Source organism: Sinomonas humi, from assembly GCF_000802235.1.
Lineage (GTDB): Bacteria > Actinomycetota > Actinomycetes > Actinomycetales > Micrococcaceae > Sinomonas > Sinomonas humi.
Map to the genome: position 1 here is coordinate 70,564 of NZ_JTDL01000145.1, position 22,293 is coordinate 92,856.

At 66.8% G+C, this 22,293-nt stretch carries 17 protein-coding genes; 11 read left to right on the top strand and 6 right to left on the bottom strand.

Going from position 1 to position 22,293, the window contains the following annotated elements; genetic code table 11:
• The first annotated feature begins 25 nt into the window (after positions 1–25).
• The 9 genes from LK10_RS21055 (at position 26) to LK10_RS17910 (ending at position 11,440) form a co-directional block, all read left to right on the top strand.
• Positions 26–1,852, top strand: coding sequence for an McrB family protein (locus LK10_RS21055; protein WP_052207537.1), 1,827 nt, complete (start codon positions 26–28; stop codon positions 1,850–1,852).
• Complete coding sequence (locus tag LK10_RS17875; protein WP_231567835.1) at positions 1,821–3,080, top strand: McrC family protein; 1,260 nt, start codon at positions 1,821–1,823, stop codon at positions 3,078–3,080. Before LK10_RS21055 ends, LK10_RS17875 begins: the two co-directional genes overlap by 32 nt.
• A gap of 99 nt (positions 3,081–3,179) precedes the next feature.
• On the top strand, positions 3,180–4,202 hold the full coding sequence (locus LK10_RS17880) for a LacI family DNA-binding transcriptional regulator (RefSeq protein ID WP_043126687.1): 1,023 nt from the start codon (positions 3,180–3,182) through the stop codon (positions 4,200–4,202).
• A 111-nt stretch (positions 4,203–4,313) separates the two neighbouring features.
• Positions 4,314–5,534, top strand: a complete 1,221-nt coding sequence (locus LK10_RS17885) for a sugar ABC transporter substrate-binding protein (protein ID WP_043126690.1) — start codon at positions 4,314–4,316, stop codon at positions 5,532–5,534.
• 61 nt (positions 5,535–5,595) lie between these two features.
• Positions 5,596–6,567, top strand: coding sequence for a carbohydrate ABC transporter permease (locus LK10_RS17890; protein ID WP_043126692.1), 972 nt, complete (start codon positions 5,596–5,598; stop codon positions 6,565–6,567).
• Complete coding sequence (locus LK10_RS17895) at positions 6,564–7,427, top strand: carbohydrate ABC transporter permease (RefSeq protein ID WP_043126695.1); 864 nt, start codon at positions 6,564–6,566, stop codon at positions 7,425–7,427. The genes LK10_RS17890 and LK10_RS17895 overlap by 4 nt, the downstream gene beginning before the upstream one ends.
• A 61-nt stretch (positions 7,428–7,488) precedes the next feature.
• Positions 7,489–8,283, top strand: coding sequence for a ThuA domain-containing protein (locus LK10_RS17900; RefSeq protein WP_043126697.1), 795 nt, complete (start codon positions 7,489–7,491; stop codon positions 8,281–8,283).
• Positions 8,283–9,392 carry a Gfo/Idh/MocA family protein gene (locus tag LK10_RS17905; protein ID WP_043126699.1) on the top strand — a complete coding sequence of 370 codons (1,110 nt, stop codon included), beginning with the start codon at positions 8,283–8,285 and terminating at the stop codon, positions 9,390–9,392. The genes LK10_RS17900 and LK10_RS17905 overlap by 1 nt, the downstream gene beginning before the upstream one ends.
• Positions 9,389–11,440, top strand: coding sequence for a glycoside hydrolase family 127 protein (locus tag LK10_RS17910; RefSeq protein ID WP_156144248.1), 2,052 nt, complete (start codon positions 9,389–9,391; stop codon positions 11,438–11,440). Before LK10_RS17905 ends, LK10_RS17910 begins: the two co-directional genes overlap by 4 nt.
• A 148-nt stretch (positions 11,441–11,588) precedes the next feature.
• Here LK10_RS17910 and LK10_RS17915 read toward each other — a convergent pair whose 3' ends face one another.
• Entirely contained in the window at positions 11,589–13,070 is a 1,482-nt protein-coding gene (locus LK10_RS17915; protein WP_043126702.1) for an FAD-dependent monooxygenase, read from the bottom strand.
• 212 nt (positions 13,071–13,282) lie between these two features.
• Entirely contained in the window at positions 13,283–13,648 is a 366-nt protein-coding gene (locus tag LK10_RS22425; protein ID WP_197061988.1) for a hypothetical protein, read from the bottom strand.
• A gap of 88 nt (positions 13,649–13,736) precedes the next feature.
• On the opposite strand from LK10_RS22425, the gene LK10_RS17925 reads away from it, so the two are divergent.
• Complete coding sequence (locus LK10_RS17925; protein WP_231567837.1) at positions 13,737–14,351, top strand: glycoside hydrolase family 16 protein; 615 nt, start codon at positions 13,737–13,739, stop codon at positions 14,349–14,351.
• Between the two features lie 34 nt (positions 14,352–14,385).
• Here LK10_RS17925 and LK10_RS17930 read toward each other — a convergent pair whose 3' ends face one another.
• The 4 genes from LK10_RS17930 to LK10_RS17945 all read right to left on the bottom strand — a co-directional run bounded on the left by LK10_RS17930 (position 14,386) and on the right by LK10_RS17945 (position 21,443).
• Complete coding sequence (locus tag LK10_RS17930; RefSeq protein WP_043126706.1) at positions 14,386–16,524, bottom strand: elongation factor G-like protein EF-G2; 2,139 nt, start codon at positions 16,522–16,524, stop codon at positions 14,386–14,388.
• 65 nt (positions 16,525–16,589) lie between these two features.
• Positions 16,590–18,140, bottom strand: a complete 1,551-nt coding sequence (locus LK10_RS17935) for a sensor histidine kinase (protein ID WP_052207539.1) — start codon at positions 18,138–18,140, stop codon at positions 16,590–16,592.
• A 179-nt stretch (positions 18,141–18,319) separates the two neighbouring features.
• The gene (locus LK10_RS17940; protein WP_043126709.1) at positions 18,320–19,945 is read right to left on the bottom strand and encodes an amidohydrolase; all 1,626 of its coding nucleotides are present in this window, start codon (positions 19,943–19,945) and stop codon (positions 18,320–18,322) included.
• A complete protein-coding gene (locus LK10_RS17945; protein WP_043126712.1) occupies positions 19,932–21,443 on the bottom strand; it encodes an APC family permease in 1,512 nt (503 codons plus the stop codon). The genes LK10_RS17940 and LK10_RS17945 overlap by 14 nt, the downstream gene beginning before the upstream one ends.
• 175 nt (positions 21,444–21,618) lie before the next feature.
• Here LK10_RS17945 and LK10_RS17950 point away from each other — a divergent pair, with 175 nt between their 5' ends.
• Positions 21,619–22,248, top strand: a complete 630-nt coding sequence (locus LK10_RS17950; RefSeq protein WP_043126714.1) for a TetR/AcrR family transcriptional regulator C-terminal domain-containing protein — start codon at positions 21,619–21,621, stop codon at positions 22,246–22,248.
• The last annotated feature ends 45 nt before the right edge of the window (positions 22,249–22,293 follow it).

Sequence of the window (22,293 nt, forward strand, 5' to 3'; positions counted from 1 at the left end):
TCTCAGTCTTGTGGAAGGTGTCGGTTTGAGTAACGAGTATGTGGCCGCGGTACAGGCTGCGGGGCACGGACCCGCGCCCGAGGTGGAGGCTGCCGGGCAGGCCATCATCCATGCGGGTATGCGGCGGGAGCAGTCTCCATACTGGACGGAATGCACGTGGACTGAAGAGAACGCGACAGAGCTGATTCGCCGGATCTATGAAAACGCCGACATGGGCGCCGGGAGCTTCCGTGAGAAACTGAGGAAGCAGCTGGATGGTGCACCGAAAGCGGTATTTGTCTTGGCTGCCGAACTTATCTCGATTCATCTCCTCCCAATCTCGACAACCTTGGGTGCGACCAAGCGGTCGAGGATTGAAGAGGTGCTTCAGTGGGCAGACACCGACTACACCATTCCCGAGGTAATCGAGCGGGCCTTTAGCGCCCCCGGATCTTTCGGGAGTGGCACCGGGTACAACACGAGCCAATGGGAGCATGTCGTCTGGCTCGCAAAGTTCGTCCAGCTGGTGAGCTCGTTGTCCCAGTCCCAGCGTGACGAGGCGCTCACGGCTCCCGAGGCGTTTGCCCGACTGACGGATGCTGTGGAGCATCGTGTGCAGGGAATCAGATTCGCCCTCGAGTACCTGGCTTGGCCGAGTTACTTCCCACCGGTCGTGAGTAGAGACCATCGAAGGAGGATCAGGGCCGCCTTCTCAGCCCAGATTGGCGGCGTCAGCGGAGACAGTGAGTTGGCGATCAGCCAAGATCTCGCAGCGATTCGTCTCCACCAAGAGCAGGAGTTCGGCCGAGGACAGGTCGAGTGGTACGACTCACCATTCCGCGAACAGTGGGATGCAGAGAAGCAGACGTCCAAGCTCGAAGAGATCGAAGTTGCGGCAGAGCGTTCTCACCCAACTGAATCGCAGAGGACTGCCGGCTCAGACGGGTTGCTGTTCGACGTTAGTGATGAACTCGCCGACTCCTTGTTTGTGGACCGCGAGGGCCTGCAGGAGGTCATCGAACTGCTGAGGACGCGGAAGCAGATCGTCCTCTACGGCCCACCCGGGACGGGGAAAACCTTCTTGGCGCGTGCACTCGCTCGGCATCAGACTGGTGAGTCCAGCCAGGATCTCGTGACGACGGTCCAGTTCCATCCGTCCTACGCATATGAGGACTTTTTCGAAGGTTATCGACCGACGTCCGACGGCAAAGGGAACGTTGGCTTTCGACTCGACCCAGGCCCGCTACGCCGTATCGCTGCTGCAGCTGCTAAGCCTGAGAACCGCGACAGGCCTTTCTTCCTGATCATCGATGAGATGAACCGCGGGAATCTCGCGAAGGTATTTGGCGAGCTGTATTACCTGCTCGAGTATAGAGATGAGGCGATCGCTCTTCAATACAGCCCCACCGAGTCCTTCTCTTTGCCGCCCAACCTGTTCCTCATAGGAACGATGAACACAGCTGACCGCTCCATTGCAATGGTCGATGCGGCTATTCGACGACGATTCGCATTTGTGGAGCTCCACCCTCAAGAGGGGTTGATCGCGAACATGCTCTCGCGTTATCTCACGGCCAACGGTATGAGCCAACTGCGGGCGCAACTCCTCGACACCCTTAATAAGGAAATCGACCCCTCGGGGCGAGACCTGATGATCGGCCCCTCCTACTTCATGAAGCGCGACGCCGATTCTGAGGACGGGCTCAGCCGCATCTGGAAGTACGAGCTTCTTCCCTTACTAGAAGAGCACTACTACGGTCGGCTCGAACGAGCGCAGGTTCACGCCCAGTTTGGACTTGAAGGCATTCGCCGGCGAGCTACCATCTCTGCGCAGGCTCGGGACAGTGAGGGAGACGACGATTCAGTCGAAAGCTGAACCCCGTACCCACCTGGTGCTCGATGAGCTCGAGCGCGTGCCCCAGCGAGTGTTCGTCGATCCCTCGACTGCCCGCAAGATCGCTGGCTTGGGTCTCGTGACTATAACACCGGCTTGGGAGGGCGGCATGGACCTCTTACCCACAGGGCGGGTGGGTGCGATACAGGTCGAGGATCTTCTCATCGAGGTCAGACCGAAGGCAAGGGTTGGACTCGACCGCATCTTGTTCTTGCTAGGGTACGCTGCAGATCCGGGGTTTCGTCCAGATGACCTTGCCGGCGCGACCTTCGATGATCTTTTCAGTGCTCTGGCCGAATCAGTGGCGCGACAAGTCGAACGAGCTCTCACGCTCGGTCCGATATCCGGATACGTGCGCGTTGAGGAGGCTCTGCGATCAGTTCGGGGCCGAATTAGGGTAGGCGAACAGATCGCGCGCCACCCCGGAATGCTGCTGCCCCTCGAAATGACCTTCGACGACTACACCGCCGATATACCAGAGAATCGGATACTCCGCTCGGCGATACGTCGGGTTCGAGGGCTTCCCAGACTAGCTCCGGATTTGTCCCGGCGTCTAGGACATTTGGATGCGAAACTCGATGGAGTTGGCGTGCTTGCACCGGGGGAGCCTTTACCGGCATGGCACCCGTCACGACTCAATGCCCACTACCTCCCTTCATTGCGGATCGCAGAACTCGTTCTCAGAAACTTGTCTTCTGAAGCCGGGATCGGTGGGCAAACTATCGCCTCCTTCATTGTCGACATGGCGAAGGTTTTCGAGGACTTCGTGACGGTGGCTCTGCGCGTGGAACTGGGCAATCGAGGATACGCCGCTCAAGCGCAGTATCCGATTGTGCTCGACCAACCGCAGCCAGATGGAAACCAAGTACGGATGTTTGCAGACGTGGTTCTGATGGCGAAAGGGCGCCCAGCGGGTGTATTTGATGCGAAGTACAAGGCGTCCTGGCGTGGATCGTATTCCAATGCCGATCAATACCAGATGCTGGCATACTGCACAGCGCTCGATGTCCGAATAGCATGGCTTCTCTATGCCGACTCTGGCGTTAGCCGAGCTCGGCGGATCGTCAATACGGAAGTGTCGGTCAATGAGGTTCCCATCGATTTGTCTCGCAGCCCGAGCGAGCTGTTGGCCTCGATCGGCGACTTGGCGAAGGTAGTCCTGTCCTCGGACGAGTGGGGACAACCGTTGACGCGAGACTCGATCGCCTGAGAAGTCGGAAACCCCTTGCCCCACCATTGTGACCCATGCCATACTCTCTCTCGATACGCATCGACGATACGGTTCGACGAGCACGAGGAGGTGACTGCGATGCCAACAAGCAAGGACGTAGCTCGCCTAGCCGGCGTCTCGCAGAGCACCGTCTCGTACGTCATGAGCGGCCGTCGGCCCATCTCCGAGAAGACCCGCAAGCGCGTAGAAGACGCGATGGCGCAGCTCGCTTTTCAGCCGAACGCCGGCGCCCGCGCCCTCGCCAGTCGACGCAGTCAGGTCATCGGCCTCGCGATCCCGTTCGTGCCCGATCTGCACCGCGGCTCGATGATGGGGTTCATCTCCGTCATTGCCGCCTCGGCACGGCAGAGCGACTACGACATCCTCCTCGTCACCGATGACGAGGGCCCACAAGGCCTCGAGCGCGTCGTCGGCCAACAGCTCGTCGACGGGCTCATCATCATGCAGGTCGAGGGCGACGACGCCCGCGTTCCCGTGATCCGCAACCTCCCCGTCCCGAGCGTCCTCATCGGTATCCCCGAGAAGCACGAGGGCCTCAAGTGCATCGACGCGGACTTCGAGCTCGCCGGCCAGATGTGCGTCGAGGAGCTCGCCAAGCTCGGCCACGAGACGGTGACGCTCGTGAACTGGCAGGACGCCGTCGTCCGACGTCGCGTGAACTACGTCAAGCGGTTCCACCACGGCGTCGACAAGGCGGGCGCCGCAACAGGCGCCAAGATCATCCATGTCCCGGGCCGCGCCACGATCGCCGGCATGGAGAAGGCCGTCGCCAATGCCCTCGAGCAGACCAAGGGCGTCCCGGCCTTCATCGCCCCCGAAGCCGCCAACCAGGATCTTCTCGTCGAGGCCCTCAACAACTTGGGCCTCGTCCTCGGGAAGGACGTCTCCGTCGTCGTCAATTGCTCCGACAGCCTCGCCGAACGGCAGCGCATCCCGCTGACCACCATCGACTTCGAGCCCGACCAGGTCTCGCGCCGGGTTGTCCAGATGATCGTCCACGACCTCACCGAGCCCACGTCCAGGTCCCATGAGGCCCTGGAGCTCATCCGGCCAGTGTTCAAGCACCGGAAGAGCACCATCCGTCCGCGCCCCCAGCGCTGACATTCCTTACCCCTGCGAGCCGTTCCACCCCGGCAACAATCGATACGCATCGTCGATACGCATCGACAACCCAAGAAGTGAAACATCCCCTAGAAGCGAAGGAGCTTTTCTGTGAAGAATTCACGCGTTTTCGCCGCGCTCGCTGGAGCGGCCTCCATCACGCTCGCCTTGGCGGCGTGCGGGTCGGGATCCAGCACCGCCTCCTCGGGCGGAAAGCAGACGCTGACGATCGAGGACTACTACACCAGCACCTACGATCCGCTCTACAAGGACTGCGGCCAGCAGGTCGGCGTGAACGTGAACCCGGTGCACGTGGCCGGCGCGGCGCTGATCGCGAAGGTCCTCCAGCAGGCGTCCTCGAGGACGCTGCCCGACGTCCTGATGCTCGACAACCCGGACGTGCAGCAGATCGCCGCGACCGGCGCACTCGCGCCCCTCAAGGACTTCGGCGTCAGCGCGCCCGCGGGCGACGTTCCCGGCGTCGTCAACGCCGGCACTTACAACGGCCAGGTCTACGGCCTCGCACCGGTCATCAACTCGATCGCGCTGTACTACAACGTTGACATGCTCAAGGCCGCAGGCATCACGCCGCCCAAGACCTGGGACGAGCTCAAGGCGGACGCGTCCAAGCTGACGGACGCGAGCAAGGGCGTCTACGGCTTCGCGATGAGCAACATCAACACCTACGAGGGTACGTGGCAGTTCCTGCCGTTCTTCTGGACCAATGGGGGTGACGAGAAGAACATCAACAGCCCGGGCGCCCAGCAGGCGCTGCAGCTCGTCGTCGACCTCCAGAACAACGGTTCGATGTCGAAGAGCTCGGTCACGTGGAGCCAGCAGGACGTGAACAACCAGTTCATGGCCGGCAAGGCCGCCATGATGATCAACGGCCCGTGGCAGCTGCCCGCGCTCAACGGCACGAAGGGCCTGAACTTCGCGAGCGTGCCGATCCCGACCCGCACGGCCGACCAGCAGATCGTCTCCCCACTCGGCGGCGAGACGTTCAACGTCCCGCAGACCGGCGACAAGACGAAGATGGGGCTCGCAGCCAAGTTCGTCAACTGCCTCAACACGCCGGCCACGCAGGTGAAGATCGCGGGGATCTCGGGCAACGTGCCCGCGCAGGAGTCGGCGGCCGCCGACTGGGCGAAGAGCCACCCGCAGGTCCAGTCGTTCGTCGAGACCGTGAAGACGGCCCGCGCCCGCACCGCCGAACTCGGCCCGAAGTGGCCCACGGCCGCGACCGCCATCTACACGGCGGTTCAGAATGCGCTCACCGGCAAGGCATCACCGGCGGACGCGCTCCAGCAGGCGCAGGCGCAGAACAAGTAGACCGGGCACGCCGGGGGCGGACAGCCCCGCCCCCGGCACCCGTTCCGCAAAGGAGCGTGACATGACCTCAGTGAGTGACATGACCTCAGTGGGCGGCCGCCTCGATCGGCGCGCGCGCCCGACGGCGGGCGGCCCGACGGCGCCGCGGCGCAGGCCCCGGCTCGGCCGCCAAGTGGCCAGGTGGCTCTTCGTCGCACCGGCCGTCATCTTCGTGCTGGTCTTCTTCGGCTATCCGATCGTGCAGAACGTGATGATGTCGCTGGAGAACTACACGACCACCACCTTCTACACGGGCGAGGCGCCGTGGGTCGGCTTCGCGAACTACGTCACCGTCTTCACGAACCCGCTGTTCACGACGACGGTGATCAACACCGCGCTGTTCACGGTCGGCTCGATCGTGTGCCAGTTCGTACTCGGCCTCGGGCTCGCGCTGTTCTTCAAACGGCATTTCCCGCTCGGCGGGTTCCTCCGCTCGCTGCTGCTCCTGCCGTGGCTGCTTCCGCTCATCGCCTCGGCTGCAGTGTGGAAGTGGATCCTGGACCAGGGCTCGGGAGCGCTCAACCAGTTCCTCGGCCTGTTCGGGGTGAGCCCCGTGCCGTGGCTCGTGAGCCCGAGCCTCGCGCTCGTCGCCGTGATCGGCGTGAACATCTGGCTCGGCATCCCGTTCAACACCACGATCCTCTACAGCGGCCTTCAGGCCGTGCCGGAGGAGCTCTACGAGGCGGCGTCGCTGGACGGGGCCGTCGGGTGGAAGGCGTTCTGGCACATCACGTGGCCGAGCATCCGCTCGGTGGTGGGCGTCGTCGTCGTCCTCGGTGTCGTGTACACACTCAAGGTTGTCGACATCATCCTCGGCCTCACCGGGGGAGGGCCCGCGAACTCGACCCAGACGCTCGCGACGTGGGCGTACCAGAACTCGTTCGTGCAGTTCCTGTTCGGCCAGGGCGCCGCCGTGAGCAACGTGCTGATCGCGGTCTCGCTCGTCTTTGCCCTGGTGTACCTCTCGATGACCCGCAAGGAGGTCGACGAATGACGACGGCGACGCAAGCAATCCTCGCGCCCGGCGGCGTGCGGAAGGACCGCAACCGGCCCTCGCGGAAATGGCCGATGACGGTGCTCGGCATCATCTTCCTGGCCATCATGATCTTCCCGGTCTACTGGATGATCAACAGCAGCCTCCAGGCGAACTCGGGGGCGGTGAACACGGACTGGTTCCCGATCCATCCCTCGTTCGCCGGCTACCAGACCGCCTTCGCGCAGCAGGGCACGAACCTCGTCACGAGCCTCATCGTCTCGGTGAGCACCGTAGTGCTGACCCTCGCCGTCGCCACCCCGGCCGCGTACGGGCTCGCGCGGTTCAAGATGAAGGGAATGACGGCGTTCGTGTTCGTCCTGCTCATCACCCAGATGATCCCCACGATCGTGATCGCGAATGCGCTCTACACGCTCTTCAACAGCGTGGGGCTGCTGAATTCGTACCTCGGCCTGATCCTCGCGGACAGCGCGGCGCAGATCCCGTTCTCGATCCTGCTCATGCGGGCGTTCATGACGTCGATCCCGCCCACCCTGGTGGAGGCGGCGCTGGTCGACGGCGCGAACAACTTCCGTGCGTTCGTCTCGATCGTCCTGCCGATCAGCAAGAACGCGATCATCACGGCGGCGCTGTTCGCCTTCCTCGGGGCGTGGGGCGACTTCCTGTTCGCCCTGACGCTCACGAGCACACCCGACGTCCGCCCGATCACCCTCGGCATCTACAACTACCTCGGCGCGAACGTGTCCCAATGGGGGCCGGTCATGGCTACGGCCGTGATCGCGTCCATCCCCGCTGGGGTGCTGCTCGTCCTTGCGCAGAAGTACATCGCGGCCGGCGCCCTCGGCGGCGCGGTCAAGTGAAAGACGCGGTCAAGTGAAACGCGGCCGAGTGAAACTCGGCCATGTGACAAAGGAGAAACACATGAATTCGACGGCTGGACGACCACTGCGCGTCCTCGTCTGGGGAGAGAACCGGCACGAGCAGGCTGAGCCGCACGTCGCCGAGATCTACCCGGACGGCATGCACAACGCCATCAAGGAGGGTATCGAGGAGAACCTCGGCGAGCGGGTCAGCGTCACGACGGCGCTGCTGGACGACCCCGAGCACGGGCTCACCGAGGAACGCCTCGCCCAGACGGACGTGCTGACCTGGTGGGGCCACGCGGCCCACGCCGAGGTCTCGGACGAGGTGGTCGAGCGGGTGCACCGGCACGTTCTGGCCGGGATGGGCCTCGTGGTGCTGCACTCCGGCCACTGGTCGAAGATCTTCCAGAAGCTCATGGGCACCACGTGCACCCTGCGTTGGCGCAGCGAGAACGATCGCGAGCTCGTCTGGACGGTTGACCCGACCCATCCGATCGCGCAGGGCGTCCCGCACCCGATCGAGATCCCGCAGCAGGAGATGTACGGCGAGCAGTTCGACATCCCGCGGCCCGACGAGATCGTCTTCATCAGTTCGTTCTCCGGCGGCGAGGTCTTCCGCAGCGGCATCACGTTCCGGCGCGGCCACGGGAAGATCTTCTACTTCAGCCCCGGCGACCAGGACTTCCCCGTCTACCACCACAAGGACGTACGCCGCGTCATCGCGAACGGCGTCCGGTGGGCCGCCAGCGACCGGCCGGAGCGGGAGATGCCCGTTCTGCTGCGCTACGAGACCGGCGACTTCTTCAATGGCCATGGTTACGAGGGCGCGATGCGTGACAGGGTCGGCAATTGATGGGCTCGTTCGCCGTCGTGCCCGACGACGGGCCCCTGCGGCTTGTCCTCGTGGGGGCGGGAAACATGGGGCGCGCGTGGCTTCGGATGATCGCGGGCACGCCGACCGTGCGCCTCGTCGGCCTGGTCGACCTGGACCTCAACCTCGCGCAGCGGGCGGCGGCGGAGCACGGGCTCGACGTCGTGATCGGCGACTCGCTCACCGCGGTCGCCGCGGAGTCCGGCGCTCAGGCGGTCATCGACGTGACCGTGCCGCCCGCGCACCACGCGGTCAACACCGAGGCGCTCCTGGCCGGGTTGCCCGTGCTGTGCGAGAAGCCGATCGCGCCGACGGTCACCGAGACGCTCTCGCTCATCGCGACCGAGGAGGTCTCCGGGCAGCTTCTCATGACGAGCCAGTCCCGCCGGTACTACCCCGCGCTGGCGAGGCTGAAGAGCATGACGGCGACGCTCGGCGATATCGGGATCGTCACCACCGAGTTCTTCAAGGCCCCGCACTTCGGCGGCTTCCGGGACGAGATGGAGCACCCGCTGCTGGTGGACATGGCGATCCACGCGTTCGACGCGGTCCGCTACCTGCTCGACGCCGATCCCGTCACCGTCGACTGCCGCACCTTCAACCCCTCGTGGAGCTGGTATCGCGGCGACGCCGCGGCGAATGCGATCTTCACGTTCGAGGGCGGCACGCGGTACACGTACACCGGCAGCTGGTGCAGTCCCGGGCTCGAGACGTCGTGGAACGGCAGCTGGCGGGTGAGCGGGGCCCGCGGCACGGCGGTGTGGGACGGCGACGGCGAACCCGCCGTCGTCCATGCGGAGGACGACGGCGCCCGGCCGGCCGAGGTGCCGGAGATCCGTTCCGAGATCGCCGGGGCGCTCGACGAGTTCGTCACGGCACTGCGCAGCGGGGAGACGCCGTCCGGCGACGTCCACTCGAACGTCCACAGCCTCGCGATGGTCGAGGCCGCCGTGCTCTCCGCCTCGACGGGGCGCACTGTGGAGCTCGCAGCCGTGCTCGAGGACGCCTACCGCAAGGCGCTTGAGAACGAGCTGCGCGACGACGTGCGCGAGGCCCTGCGCTCGTGGGGTTCGCCGGCAAGGGAGGCATGATGAGCACGAGTCCCAAATCCGTCACGGCCGCACCTGTGGCCGCGACCGCTTTCGGCGTCGTCGGGTCGTCAGGCCAGGGCACTGCCTTGGGCGACGGCGTGCTCGGCCGCTGGCAGAGGCGCAACCGGGAGCGGACGATCCCGCACGGCCTCGAGCAGCTCGAGGCCGTCGGGAACATCGACAACTTGCGTGGCGCAGCGGGGCTTTCGAATGCGCCGTTCCGCGGCCCCGTCTTCGCCGACAGCGACGTGTACAAGACACTCGAGGCCGTCGCGTGGGAGCTCGGACACGAAGGCGACGAGGCTCTCCGGACCTTCTACGACGACACCGTCGCGCTCCTAGAGAAGGCACAGGAGGACGGGGGATACCTGAACTCCGCGTATCAGCTGGCAGATGCGGGAGGCACTCCACGTCGAGACCACGCCACGGTGCGCGAGCGCTGGAGCGATTTCGCGTTCGGGCACGAACTGTACTGCGCGGGCCACCTGATCCAGGCTGCGGTGGCCGCCGCGCGTTCGCTCGGCGACGACCGACTGCTCGAGGTCGCGACCCGCTTTGCCGACCTCATTGTGCGCGAGTTCGGGGGACCGGAGTCTGCGGTGTACCCGGGGCACCCGGAGATCGAGTACGCGCTTGTCGAGCTCTACCGCCTCACCGGGAAGCGGGAGTATCTCGAAACCGCTGCCGCCTTCATCGACCGGCGCGGCGCCGGGTGGCTCGGCGACGGCGTCTTCGGGAGGGCCTACTACCAGGACGACGCCCCGGTCCGGGACACGGAGATCATGCGCGGCCACGCCGTCCGTGCCATCTACCTCAACAGCGGCGTGGCCGACGTCTACCTCGAGACAGGCGACCGACCGCTGCTCGCGGCCCTCGAGACGCAGTGGGACGATATGGTCTCCCGCCGCAGCTACGTCACGGGAGGAACGGGGTCTAGGCACCGCGACGAGTCGTTCGGCGACGCGTACGAGCTGCCGAGTGATCGGGCCTACGCCGAGACCTGCGCCGGAATCGCGGCCATGCACTGGGCGTGGAGGATGTATCTGGCCACCGGCGGGGCGAAGTACGCCGACTTCTTCGAAACCGCCCTCTACAACGTCGTCGCAGACGGCCTCGCCGAATCGGGTGACGCCTTCTTCTACAGCAATCCCCTGCAACTGCGCGCGGATCACCTCTCCGTGCAGGAGGAGGCGGCGGCAACCCGGCTGAGCTGGTACTACTGCGCGTGCTGCCCGCCAAATCTCATGCGCACCTTCGCGAGCCTTGAGGGCTACCTCGCGGGCGTGCGCGACGGCGAACTGCAGCTCGTGCAGTACACGCGGTCGCGGATCGAAGCCGAGGTGCAGGGCGGCCGTTGCGTGCTCGACGTCGACACCGAGTACCCGGCCGACGGCCGCGTGCGCATCACCGTGGCCGAGGCCTCGCGCGGCGCCGGCTCCCACGATGGCCCTCTCGGCGCGCTCTCGCTGCGGGTTCCTGCCTGGTGTGGGGGAGTGCGCATCGTCGTCAACGGCGCGGCCGTCACTGCCGAGCCCGCCGACGGCTGGATCCGGCTCGACAACGCGCTCGCGGAAGGCACCGTCGTCGAGCTCGACTTCGACCTGACGCCGCAAGTGCTGCTCCCCGACGAAAGGATCGACGCGATCCGCGGCTGCGCCGCCGTGCGCCGCGGCCCAGTCGTCTACTGTCTCGAGCAGCGCGACAATGAGGCAGACGTCGACCGAGCCGCCCTTGACCCCGCGGCCCTAGATCGCGCCACCCGCGACCCGGACGAGCCCCTCGTTGAGACGGACATCTCGACCGAGCTCGGACCGATACTCGAGACGTCCGGCGCGGTGAGGGAGAGCGGCGTCGGCGAGCTGTACGCGCCGAGCGGCCGGAAGCGGCCGACCTCGGAGCGCGCTGTTCTTCCCTCAGGGCGCACCGTTCTTCCCTCAGGGCGCACCGTTTTTCCCTCGGAGTGCACAGTCCTTCGCCTCCGGCCGTACGCGACGTGGGGCAACGGCGATCCGGGCGCCATGCGGATCTGGATCCCTATCGCCCGCTGAACCCGCCCTCACGGAGGCCGCGTTCGGGCGCCGGCTACATGCGACGGCGAGGATGTGGGAATCCTGTTGCGGAATGTCACGCATTCAACCCTTTTGAATGCGTGACATTCCGGGGGACTGCTGGTCGGGTCTCCACTCACAGCCCGTCCTAAGCCGCAGCGGGCGGCCCGAACCAGCTGGTCATTGCCTCCTGCAGTCCGTTGCTTGAGCCGTCGCCGACCCATGCGACGTAGCCATCCGGGCGAACCAGAACGGCGCTGGGAGCGCCGACCGTGCCAAGGACCGGAAGCTCCCAACGGCCGCGGTATTGGGCGTCGACCAGCTGGACTCGCTCGGCCCAAGGGCTGACGTCGAGCGCCCCGGGCTCGCCGAGGTTGAGCAGCACGGGCCGCGCCGAGTGCAGCAGGGAGAACACCCGGACGGGCCCGTTGGCAGTTTCGAGATCGAGGTCCGGCACGCGACGGCCGAGCAAGGGGTGGCCCTCGCCGAGGTCGTAATGGATATCGAGGCCGCTCATCATGCCGGCGATCCGCTTGCGCGGCTCGTCCATGGCCAGCAACTCGGTCACGATGTCGCGGAGGGCGTCCGTTCGTTCGTCGGTGCGGCTCAGGGCGACTTGGGCCATCGTGTTGTGCAGCACCCGGGCGGCGACTGGGTGCCGCTCAGCGTGGTACGTATCCAGCAGGCTCTCCGGCGAAGTCCCCTTTACCACCTGCGCGAGTTTCCAGCCGAGGTTCACCGCGTCCTGAACGCCGACGCCCAGGCCTTGGCCGCCCATCGGGGAGTGCACGTGAGCGGCATCGCCTGCCAACAGCACGCGTCCTTTTCGATAGGCGGCCGCCTGCCGGGTCGCGTCGGTGAACCGCGAGATCCAAGCTGCATTTCGCAATCCGAAGTCCGTGCCGTAGACGGCGATGAGCGCCCTGCTCAGGTCCTTGAGGGTCGGGTTTTCGGTTCGCCCGGGAAGCTCCTCGGTCACCATGCAGCGGACGGATCGACCGCCGGATGTGCCTGTTCCCTCGACCTTTGACAGTCCGTGGAGTCCAGGGCCCTGACGGCGCAGGCCCCACTCGGGCTCCTCGTCCATCTCGACCTCGGCGATCAGACTGCTCGTTGTCGCCTCCCAGCCAACGAATTCGATGCCCGCCGTCTTGCGCACCAGGCTGCGACCCCCGTCGCAGCCCACGAGATATTCGGCGCGCACCGGATCGCCGTCGCTCAGTCCGACGACGACACCGCCGGAGTCTTGCGCGAAGCCCGTCACCTCGCGCCCGCGGTGGGTCGGCACTCCAAGTTCGTCGACCCAGTCGGCCAGCGTGTGCTCGATGTGCTGCTGCGCGAGGCCGAGACCGTAGTTGTGCCGAGTCGGGAAGTCGCTGATGTCGAGGCGGATCCAGGCAAAGCCGCCGACCTGCCCGGTCTGGCCCTGATCCAGGAACCGATCCGCGATCCCGCGCTGATCCAGCACCTCGATCGTGCGCGACGAGAAGCCGAGGGCCCGTTGGCCGATGAGGGCCAGGGTTTCGCGCCGTTCCAGGACCGCGACGTCGACCCCCGCGAGCGCCAATTCTCCCGCCAGCATGAGGCCGGTTGGACCCGCGCCGACAATCACCACTTGATGTTCGGTCATGAAACTTGAGAGCTTCTCATCTTGATTCCATTCCCTGCAACTTGTGTCGCCTGCAATGGTTCCGCGTTTGCTTCACTTTGGGTGTTCTGCCTAGCGTTGACCCGCGTTCGTGACCAAATCGTTATCGCGGACAACGAATTGTAGGCGGGCGGGGGCGCCGTTGAAGAAGAGGACGACCCCATGAAATCCGATGTCTTGATATCTCGCAAACGTCACCTTGTGGTGCTCGCAGCAGCGGCCCTGGCCCTCGCGGGCTGCGCCGGATCGGGGACGAGCCCGACGGCAGCGCCCACGAGTTCGCCGTCGGTCGCTGCGCTCGCCAAGACGGGAGGTGGGGCGATGCCCACTCCGAGCAGCACGCCGACCTCGGCCAAGCCCACGACCAGTGGGGCCCCGACGCCGGGCAGCACCACTAGCAGCGCTCCGATCTCGAACGGAACCGCAAGCGGGACGACGGCGTCCGCAGCCGCTTCGATGGCGAACTCAGCGCCCGCCGGAGGTTCGGCGCCCGCTGGGGGTTCGGTGCCGGCGGCGGGAACGGCGTCGTCGCCGATCGCCAACGCGGTTGCGGCAAGCACGACCGACGGGTCGCAGGCTGCCCTCACTCAGGGCTGGGGCCCGGTCACGGCAGGCGACGAGTTCAACTATTCAGGGGCGCCCGACCCGATGAAATGGAGCGTCTACAACTCGGCCGGAAACGCCGGACAGGGACTCCGTTCCCCTCAGGCGATCAGCGTGAACAACGGCATGATGACCATCTCGGGAAACTCCGCGGGAACCACTGGCGGTATGAGCGCCAAGTTCTCGCGCCAACAGTATGGCCGGTACGAGGTCAGGATGAGGACCAGCGCCAACGAGCCGCAGTACCACGCCGTGTCTATCCTGTGGCCGGACACGACATCTGCGAAATGCTCTGAGATCGATTTCGCCGAGCAGAACGGAAATCTCGCCGGTATCAACTTCTTCCTCCACTACGGCTGCGCCAATGGGGTCCAGACCTATGCGACCAAGCCACTCGATCTGACCCAGTGGCACAACTATGCAGTTCAGGTTTGCCCCTCAGGTGTGACGGGCTACGTTGACGGCCAGGCCTGGTTCAAGGACACCAATCCGGCGCACCAACCCGGGCAGTCCATGCATCAGACACTGCAGCTCGACTGGTTCCCGACCGGGCAGCCCACCAAACCGGCAACGATGAACGTTGACTGGGTGCGCGACTACAGCATCAACGGCACCGGAAGCGGCGCTTCGGGGACGGTGGCAGCAACGCCCCAATGCTGAGCCGGGTGTCGAGGCCTAGCCGCTTAGGGGCCGCTTAGCCGCCGGGAACCGGGTCGTGGCGTAGATACTCCCGGCGGAAGCGGCCGGTGCCGGCGGTGAGGGCGCGGAGTTCGACGGCGTACCGGAGGAGCTCGACGTCGGGCACCTCGGCGCTGATCTCGGTCAGCGGTTCGCCGGACGAACTCCCCGAGCCAGCGGAGGTCGTGCCCGTGAGCCGGCCGCGGCGTGAAGAGAGATCGCTCATGACGGCGCCGACGTAGTCGTCGGGGACGCTGATCGTGACCGATGAGACGGGCTCGAGGAGCTGGATCTTCGCCGCCGCGGCCGCCTCCCGGAGCGCGAGGGCGCCCGCCGCCTGGAAGGCCGCGTCCGAGGAGTCCACGCTGTGGGTCTTGCCGCCCACGAGCGTGACGCGGATGTCGACGACGGGGAAGCCCTTCGCAACGCCCTTCTCCATCTGCGACCGTACGCCCTTCTCCACCGAGACGATGAACGGCCCAGGGATCACGCCGCCCACGATCTTGTCCACGAACTCGAACCCGCCGCCGCGCTCGAGCGGCTCGACCTCGATGTCGCAGATCGCATACTGGCCGTGCCCGCCCGACTGCTTCACATACCGCCCGTGGCCTGCCGCGCCCTCGGCGAACGTCTCGCGCAAGGGGGTGACGACGTCGACCGTCTGAAGCTTGACCCCCTGCTCGCGGAGCCTGTCCAGCACGACCTCCGCGTGTGCCTCGCCCATGCACCACAGCACGAGCTGATGAGTCTCGGAGTTGCGCTCGACCCGCAGCGTCGGGTCGCCAGCCGCGACCCTTGCGAGGTTCTTCGCGAGCGCGTCCTCGTCCCCGTGGGATGCCGCCTCGACGGCCACGGGCATGAGCGGCTCCGGCATGTCCCATGCCGCGACGAGGAGGGGCCGCTCGCGCGAGGACACCGTGTCGCCGGTCTCGGCGGAGACCCGCGCGATCGCGCAGAGATCGCCCGCGACCGCGTACTGCACCGGCCGGAGGTTTGAGCCGAACGGCGAATAGAGGTGGCCGAGGCGCTCGTCGCTGTCGTGGTCCGGGTGGCCACGTTCCTCGAGGCCGTGTCCCGCTATGTGCACCGGCGTGTCCTCGTGGAGAGTCCCCGAGAAGAGGCGCACGAGGCAGACCCGTCCGAGGAACGGATCGACGGTGGTCCGGACGACCTCGCCCACGAGCGGGCCATTTGGATCGCACGTGAGATCCTCGACCGGGTTGCCGTTCAGCTCGCTCACTTCGGGAACGGCGTGTTCCGCCGGCGAGGGGAAGCCTCGCGTGAGGACTTCGAGGAGTTCGGCGGTGCCCAGGCCATTCGTCGCCGAGGTCGGTATGACGGGGAAGAAGGAGCCGCGGGCGACGGCGGTCTCGAGATCCCCGATGAGCGTGTCGAGGGAGATTTCCTCGCCTCCGAGATACCGGTCCATGAGGGTCTCGTCCTCGCTCTCGGCGATGATTCCCTCGATGAGTTCGCCGCGTGCAGCGTCCCACTCCGCGAGCTCGCTCTGCTCCGCCGGACGGAAGGTCGGCTGCAGCTCGTCTCCCGAGTAATCCGACACCGTGCCAGAAAGCAGCCCGAGCAGTCCGGTGACAGCGCCGTCGTCGCGGAGGGGGAGATAAAGGGGGAGCACCGACTCGCCGAAGGCTGCGCGGCATTCGGCGAAGACGCCGTCGTAATCCGCTCGGGGATGGTCGAGCCTGCTGATGACGACGGCGCGCGGCATGCCAACCCGTTCGCACTCGGCCCAGAGCGCCGTCGTCGTCGCGTCGACACCGTCGACCGCCGAGACCACGAACAGCGCGCCGTCGGCAGCGCGCAGGCCAGCGCGAAGCTCGCCCACGAAGTCCGCGTAGCCGGGCGTGTCGAGCAGGTTCACCTTGATATCGCCGACGACGACGGGAGCCACCGAGAGCGTCACGGATCGCTGCTGGTGCACGGCCGAAGGATCGGAATCACTCACAGTCGTGCCGTCCGCGATCGACCCCATCCTCGAAATGGCGCCCGTCGAGGCGAGCACGGCCTCGAGCAGCATGGTCTTGCCCGCGCCCGAATGGCCCACGAGCACCACGTTGCGGATGAGTTCCGGTCGGTCCGGTGCTGCCTCCGGGCTGACAGTCCCTTTTGCTGGGCCGTTCGTGCCTTTGGCCGACATGCTCGCCTCCCTGTTCCGGGTCCGGGCCTTAATCGTGCTCCTTTCGGACGCCGGACGGCGAGGACTTACGACAAAGTCATATGCTGCTTCGCCCTCCGCAGGGGCAGGCGAAGGGTGAAGACGCTTCCCACACCGACCTCGCTCGTGCACTCGAGTTCGCCGCCGTGCTGCTCGGCGACCTCCTTTGCGAGCGCAAGCCCGAGACCCGTGCCGGGAATGCCCGCTCGGACGGCGGCGTCGCTCCGCTGGAAGCGGGTGAAGAGGCGCTTGAGATCCTCGGGGTCGATGCCGAGTCCCTCATCCGCAATCTCGCATACGGCCCACGGGCCCTCCTCCCGTGCGACGAGGCGGACTGTGGTGCCGGGCTGCGAATACTTGAGTGCATTGGAGACGAGATTGTTGAGCACGCGGACGAGACCCGTGCGATCGCCGAGAATCGGGAGGGCCGTCTCCGTGGAGAGATCGAGCGTGATGCCGTTGTTCGACGCCTCGGGGCTGAACGAGACGCTCGTCTGCTGAACAAGCTCTGCGAGGTCGAGCGGAAGCCGGATTCCGGCCGCCTCGTCGCCGGTGAGAGAGGCGGCGAGGATGTCGTCGACCATGTGGTTGAGGTGACGCGCGTTGCGCATCATGATCTGGAGGTCGGATTTCGCGGCGGGGCTCAGGGAGGGATCGTCCTGGAGCAGCTCCGCGTAGCCGAGGATATTCGTGAGGGGCGTGCGGAATTCGTGGGACATTGCTGCGAGGAACTTGTCGCGCGCGTGGACCGCCGCAACTACCTCCGTGACGTCGGTCGAGGCGAGGACGGTGCCAGCCGTGTCGCCCTGGACGTCTGCGAACTGGCGCCCGGAGATCGAGACGGTGCGGGCGTCGCTTCCCCGGCCGAGCCGGTAGACCTCATGCGCGATCGTCTCGCCCGAGAGGACCTTCGCGAGGGGACGTTGCTCCGCGGGGAGCAGCTCCTCGCTGCCGTCGCGATAGATCAAGAGCTCGGACTCGAGGGTCGTCTGGACCCCCGGGGGGAGTGCAGCAAGGTACAGCTCGCGCTCCTTGGCGTTCAGGTAGGTGTTCTGGCCGTGGTCGTCGAGAACGAGGACGCCGACGTCGACGGTGTCGAGGACTGTATTCAGGAGGCGCTCACGGGTCTCGGTGCGCGCGAGCAGCTCCTCGACCCGCGCCTGCTGAGCCATGCCGCTGAGCGTCATGACCGAGGTACCGACGCCGATGGCGAGGAGCAGGAAGGGAACGAGGAGTTCGGCGGCGAGCCTGCTCGGCGTCGCGGTGCCGGCCAGGATCAGGGGAGCCCAGACCATGAGGAGCGCGGCGAGGCCGCCGAGCGGGACCATGGTGCGCGGCTTGATCCCCGATCCTGCGAGCCACATCGTGGGGAAGACGCCGAGGAGTGAGAGCCCGTTGAGCGAGCTTCCGCTCGCGTAGTGAAGGAGGCTGAGCGGGGCGAAGTCGACCAGTGGGATGACGAGGAAGATCCCATAGGGGAGCCGGTCCCACGGGAGCGCGACGCACACTGCGAGGATCGCGAGCTCGGCTCCCTGCCCGATGAGGAATCTCGCGTCCGTGAAGACGATGGGATCGGCGATGGCTGCAATGACGCACACGTGCCTCCAGATCCCCATACATGCCCCGGAACTTCCCCGGCAAGTCAATTGTGTGACCGGGAGCGTCACGGGGCCTAGATGTGACTTCAGGGCTGGGCGGCGGTTTACTTCCGCGGTCGGCTCAAGAAGTCAGGTGGGCGGCTGCCGTAGCAGCCGCCCACCTGACGTCCCGTGCTTGCTCAGGCCCTCACGGCTTCGCGCAGCCGCACCTCGCCGTCGAGCGCTGTCCCGAGCACCGCCGAGGCGGCGAGCTCGTCCGGCTCCGCGGTGAGTGGGTCCAGCTCGAGGAACGTCAGGTCCGCGCGCTTGCCGACCGTGATCGAGCCCGAGTTTGCCCACGTGCCCGCGGCCCGTGCCGCGTGCGAGGTGTATCCCTCGAGGGCTTGGCGGGCGGTGAGGGCCTGACCGGGCGCAATGGGTTCTTCACGGGTCCCGGCGCGGCGCCGGAGCTGCGCGTCGGCCATGATCGGCAGCGGCGGAAACGGGGCGATCGGCCAGTCGGAACCGAGCGCGAGCGTCGTGCCGAGGTCGCGAAGGTCGCGGCAACGCCAGGCCCGCTGTGCCCGGACCGGGCCGAGGCGGACGCTCCAGTTGTCGCTGTGATCGGCGCGCGAATAGTGGGTGCAGTGGGTCGGCTGCATCGACGCGACGACGCCGGAGCCGACGAAGCGTTCGACGACGGCGTCCGGCACGGTCTCGATGTGCTCGATGCGGTGCACGGCCCGAGCGCGGACGCCGGGGTCGAGGGCAAGAAGGGCATCGAGCACGAAGCCGACGCCGGCGTCTCCGATCGCGTGCGTGGCCGTGGGGACGCCGCGCTCGGCAAAGAACGCGACAGCCCGGGCGTACTCGACAGGGTCGGGCCAGTAGGCCGCCGTCGATTCGCCGAGCGTATCGGGCTCGTGCAGCCACGCGGTGCCGTTGTCGATGGTTCCGTCGATGAAGAGCTTGATCCCGGCCACCTCCCAACGCCGGCCGCCCGTGCCGATCGAAGCCGCCAGCGCCGACCAGTCCTCGGCTCCGGTGCCCGGGGAGCACCACGGGGAGCACCGCAAGCGGACGGGCAGTTCACCGCGTTCCTCGAGCGCCCGGTACAGGGCGGCCGATTCCTCGGCGTGATCCATGACGTGCACCCCGGTGAGGCCTGCGTCGGCGAAACTGTCGAGCACATCGGCGAGGCGCTCCCGCCGCTCCTCGAACGTCTCGGCCGGAAGGTGCCGCGCCACGAGTTCGCACGCAGGGAACTCGAGCAGGAGCCCGGTCGGGCTGCCGTCGGCGTCGCACACCACGGAGGCGGCGCCGTCGAACGATCTCGGCCCGTCGACCCCCGCGATCTCGAGGGCCCGGGAACTTGCGAGCGCCGAGTGGCCGTCGAACAGCCGCACGAACGCGGGCCTGCCGCCGAGGACGCCGTCGATCGCCGCCGCGGAGACGGGCGCGCCGCCGAACGCGTTCGGGTCGAGGCCCCAGGCCTGGACCCACTCGCCCGAGCCCACCCGCAACGCCTCCGCGGCCAGCCGCCGTCGTACTTCGTCGAGGTCCTGCACCCCGCTCAGGTCTGCGCCGGCGGTGATGTCGAGGCCGAACACCGGATGGGCGTGCCCGTCGACGAGCCCTGGCACGACGGTCGCGGAACCCAAGTCCACGATCTCGGTGTCAGGGCCCGCCCAGGAGGCGGCGTCGTCCTGCGTTCCGACGGCGGCGATCCGCCCCCCGCTGACGGCGACCGCCCCCAACGGGGCGGGGTGTGCGGGGTCGAGGGTGTGGATGGTGCCGGCGAGGATGATGCGATCAGGCGAGGTCATGGATTTCAGTGCTCTCAGCTTCGGTGCTTCCGTCATGGGCTTCGGTGCTCCCGATGCGCGCGTAGGCGGCCGGGCGGGCGCGGCGCAGCCATCGGGCGAGGAGGAGGCCGACCACGAAGACCACGGGCGCGATGGACATGAGGACCGCGTTGGTCACCGCGTCGGCGAACGTGAGGAGTTCGATATTGATGCCGATGAGCACGACGGCGGCGAACAGCAGGACCGCGCTCGCTGCGGTGAGCGGGACCGTGAGCCGGTTGCGAACCGCCTCCGGATGGCGGCGGAAGTAGACGAGGGCCGCGATCGCAACGAGCCCCTGGAGGCCGACGATCCCGAAGATCCCGGGCGTATTAACCCAGATGAGCAGCTGCTGGTACGGGTCCGCGCCGAGCACGGCGCACAGGCCGATGACGACGGCGGCAAGCAGCGTCTGGACCTGCCCGGCGCGGTGCGGCGACTTGTGCCTGGGATGAGTGTGCCCGAGGAATGCCGGGAGCACGCCGTCCTGGGCGAGCATGTAGACGTAGCGGTTGATGGCGTTGTGGAAGGCGAGCTGCGAGGCGTAGACGCTCGTGACGATGAGAATGTACATCGCGACCTCGGCCCAAGGGCCTACGTACTGCGCGATGGTCGCGAAGAACATCCCCTGCTGCTGGCTGTTGGCCGCGTCGACCGCGCCGGAGTCGCCGTACGCCTGGATGACCGTCCAGACGATGAACGCGTAGAACACCGACATGAAGCCGACGGCGATGAACGTCGCGCGGGGGACGGCGCGGTCAGGGTCGCGGGCCTCCCGGCGGTACAGCACGGTCGATTCGAAGCCCATGAACGCGGCAAAGCAGATGCCGAGGATTGCGAGCACGCCGGGGCTGAACATCGTCTGCGGGGCGAACGATCCGATGGTGATTCCCTTGGCTCCGCCGTGGGCGAGGATCCCGACGCCCATGACGGCGAGGATCGCGGTCTCCGCGGTGAGCAGGACAGCGAGGACTTTGGCGCCGACGTCGATCCCCCGGTAGCCGAGGAACCACACCGCCGCGATCGCGGCGAAGGCGACGACGGGCCACGGGACGTTGAGGCCGAACACGAAGGAGAGCATCGCCTGGGTCTGGACGGCGAAGAGCCCGTACACCCCGACTTGGAGGCAGTTGTACGAGACCACGGCGACGATCGCCGCGGCGAGGCCGACCGTCTTGCCGAGGGCGATGGTGATGTAGGTGTAGAAGCCGCCGGCGGCCTTGGCATGGCGGGTCATCGCCATGAAGCCGATCGCGAAGAGGGCGAGCACAATGCCGGCCGCGAGGTAGCCGACGGGGGCGCCAATGCCTCCGCGGCTGATCGCGACAGGCGCGACGCCGGCCATCACCGTGAGCGGTGCGGCTGCTGAGATGACGAGGAACGCGATGCCGAAGGTGCCGATCGCGTTCCGCTTGAGTCCGTCGCCGGGAGGGGCGTCCGGTACCGCGGGCGTGCCCGGGGTGGTCTCGGTCTGGGCCATGGGGAGTCCTTGGGTAGGTCTGGGATCTGGGGTTGGGTTCTTGGGCTGAGAAGAGATCTCAGAGGCATAAATCGAAAGCCTTTCGGTTTAGTATGCGGCACGGTGACGTGCAGCACAAGAGGTAGGGTCGAATGGCCGGCTGGACCGCACTGGAAACCGGCGGATTGGAGTTGTCGTGGCGCGCCCTTCGGAGCCCCTCATCACCGTGGAGGCCGTCACTGACGCGGCGCTCGAGCTCGTGGACGAGAGCGGCGACTTCAGCCTCCCGCGGGTAGCGAAGCGGATCGGCGTGACCCAGTCCTCGATCTATCACCACGTGAAGGGGCGCGACGAGATCGTCGAGCGGATGCGGCGCCGGGTCATCGAGTCGACCCCTCGCTCCGCCGTCGACGGCCTCCCCTGGGACGATGCCCTCCGAACCCTCATCCGGGCCTACCGCGACGGCTTCGCCCGGCATCCGCGCCTCGCGCCGCTCCTCGTGCAGCAGACGGTTCAGGACGAGCTCGTGATCGGCCTCTACGAGGACATCGCCCGCACGCTGGAACGGGCCGGATTCTCGGGCGCTGAAGTCCTCGCGGCGATATCGACCATCGACTCCTTCGCCATCGGTGCAGCCCTGGACCTCGCCGCGCCCGACGTCGTGTGGGCGCCGCCGGGGGAGGGGTACCCGACGCTCTCGCGCGCTCTGAGCCACGCCCCCGCCCCGGCCCAGCGCGCGGAGGAGGCCTTCGAGTTCGGCCTGAGCGTGTTTGTCGAGGGGCTGCGCGCGCGGCTCGGGGCGCGGAACACGTCGCGGAACGGCTGAGGCAAGCAAAAGGCGCCGCCCTCCGGTGAGGACCGGACGGCGGCG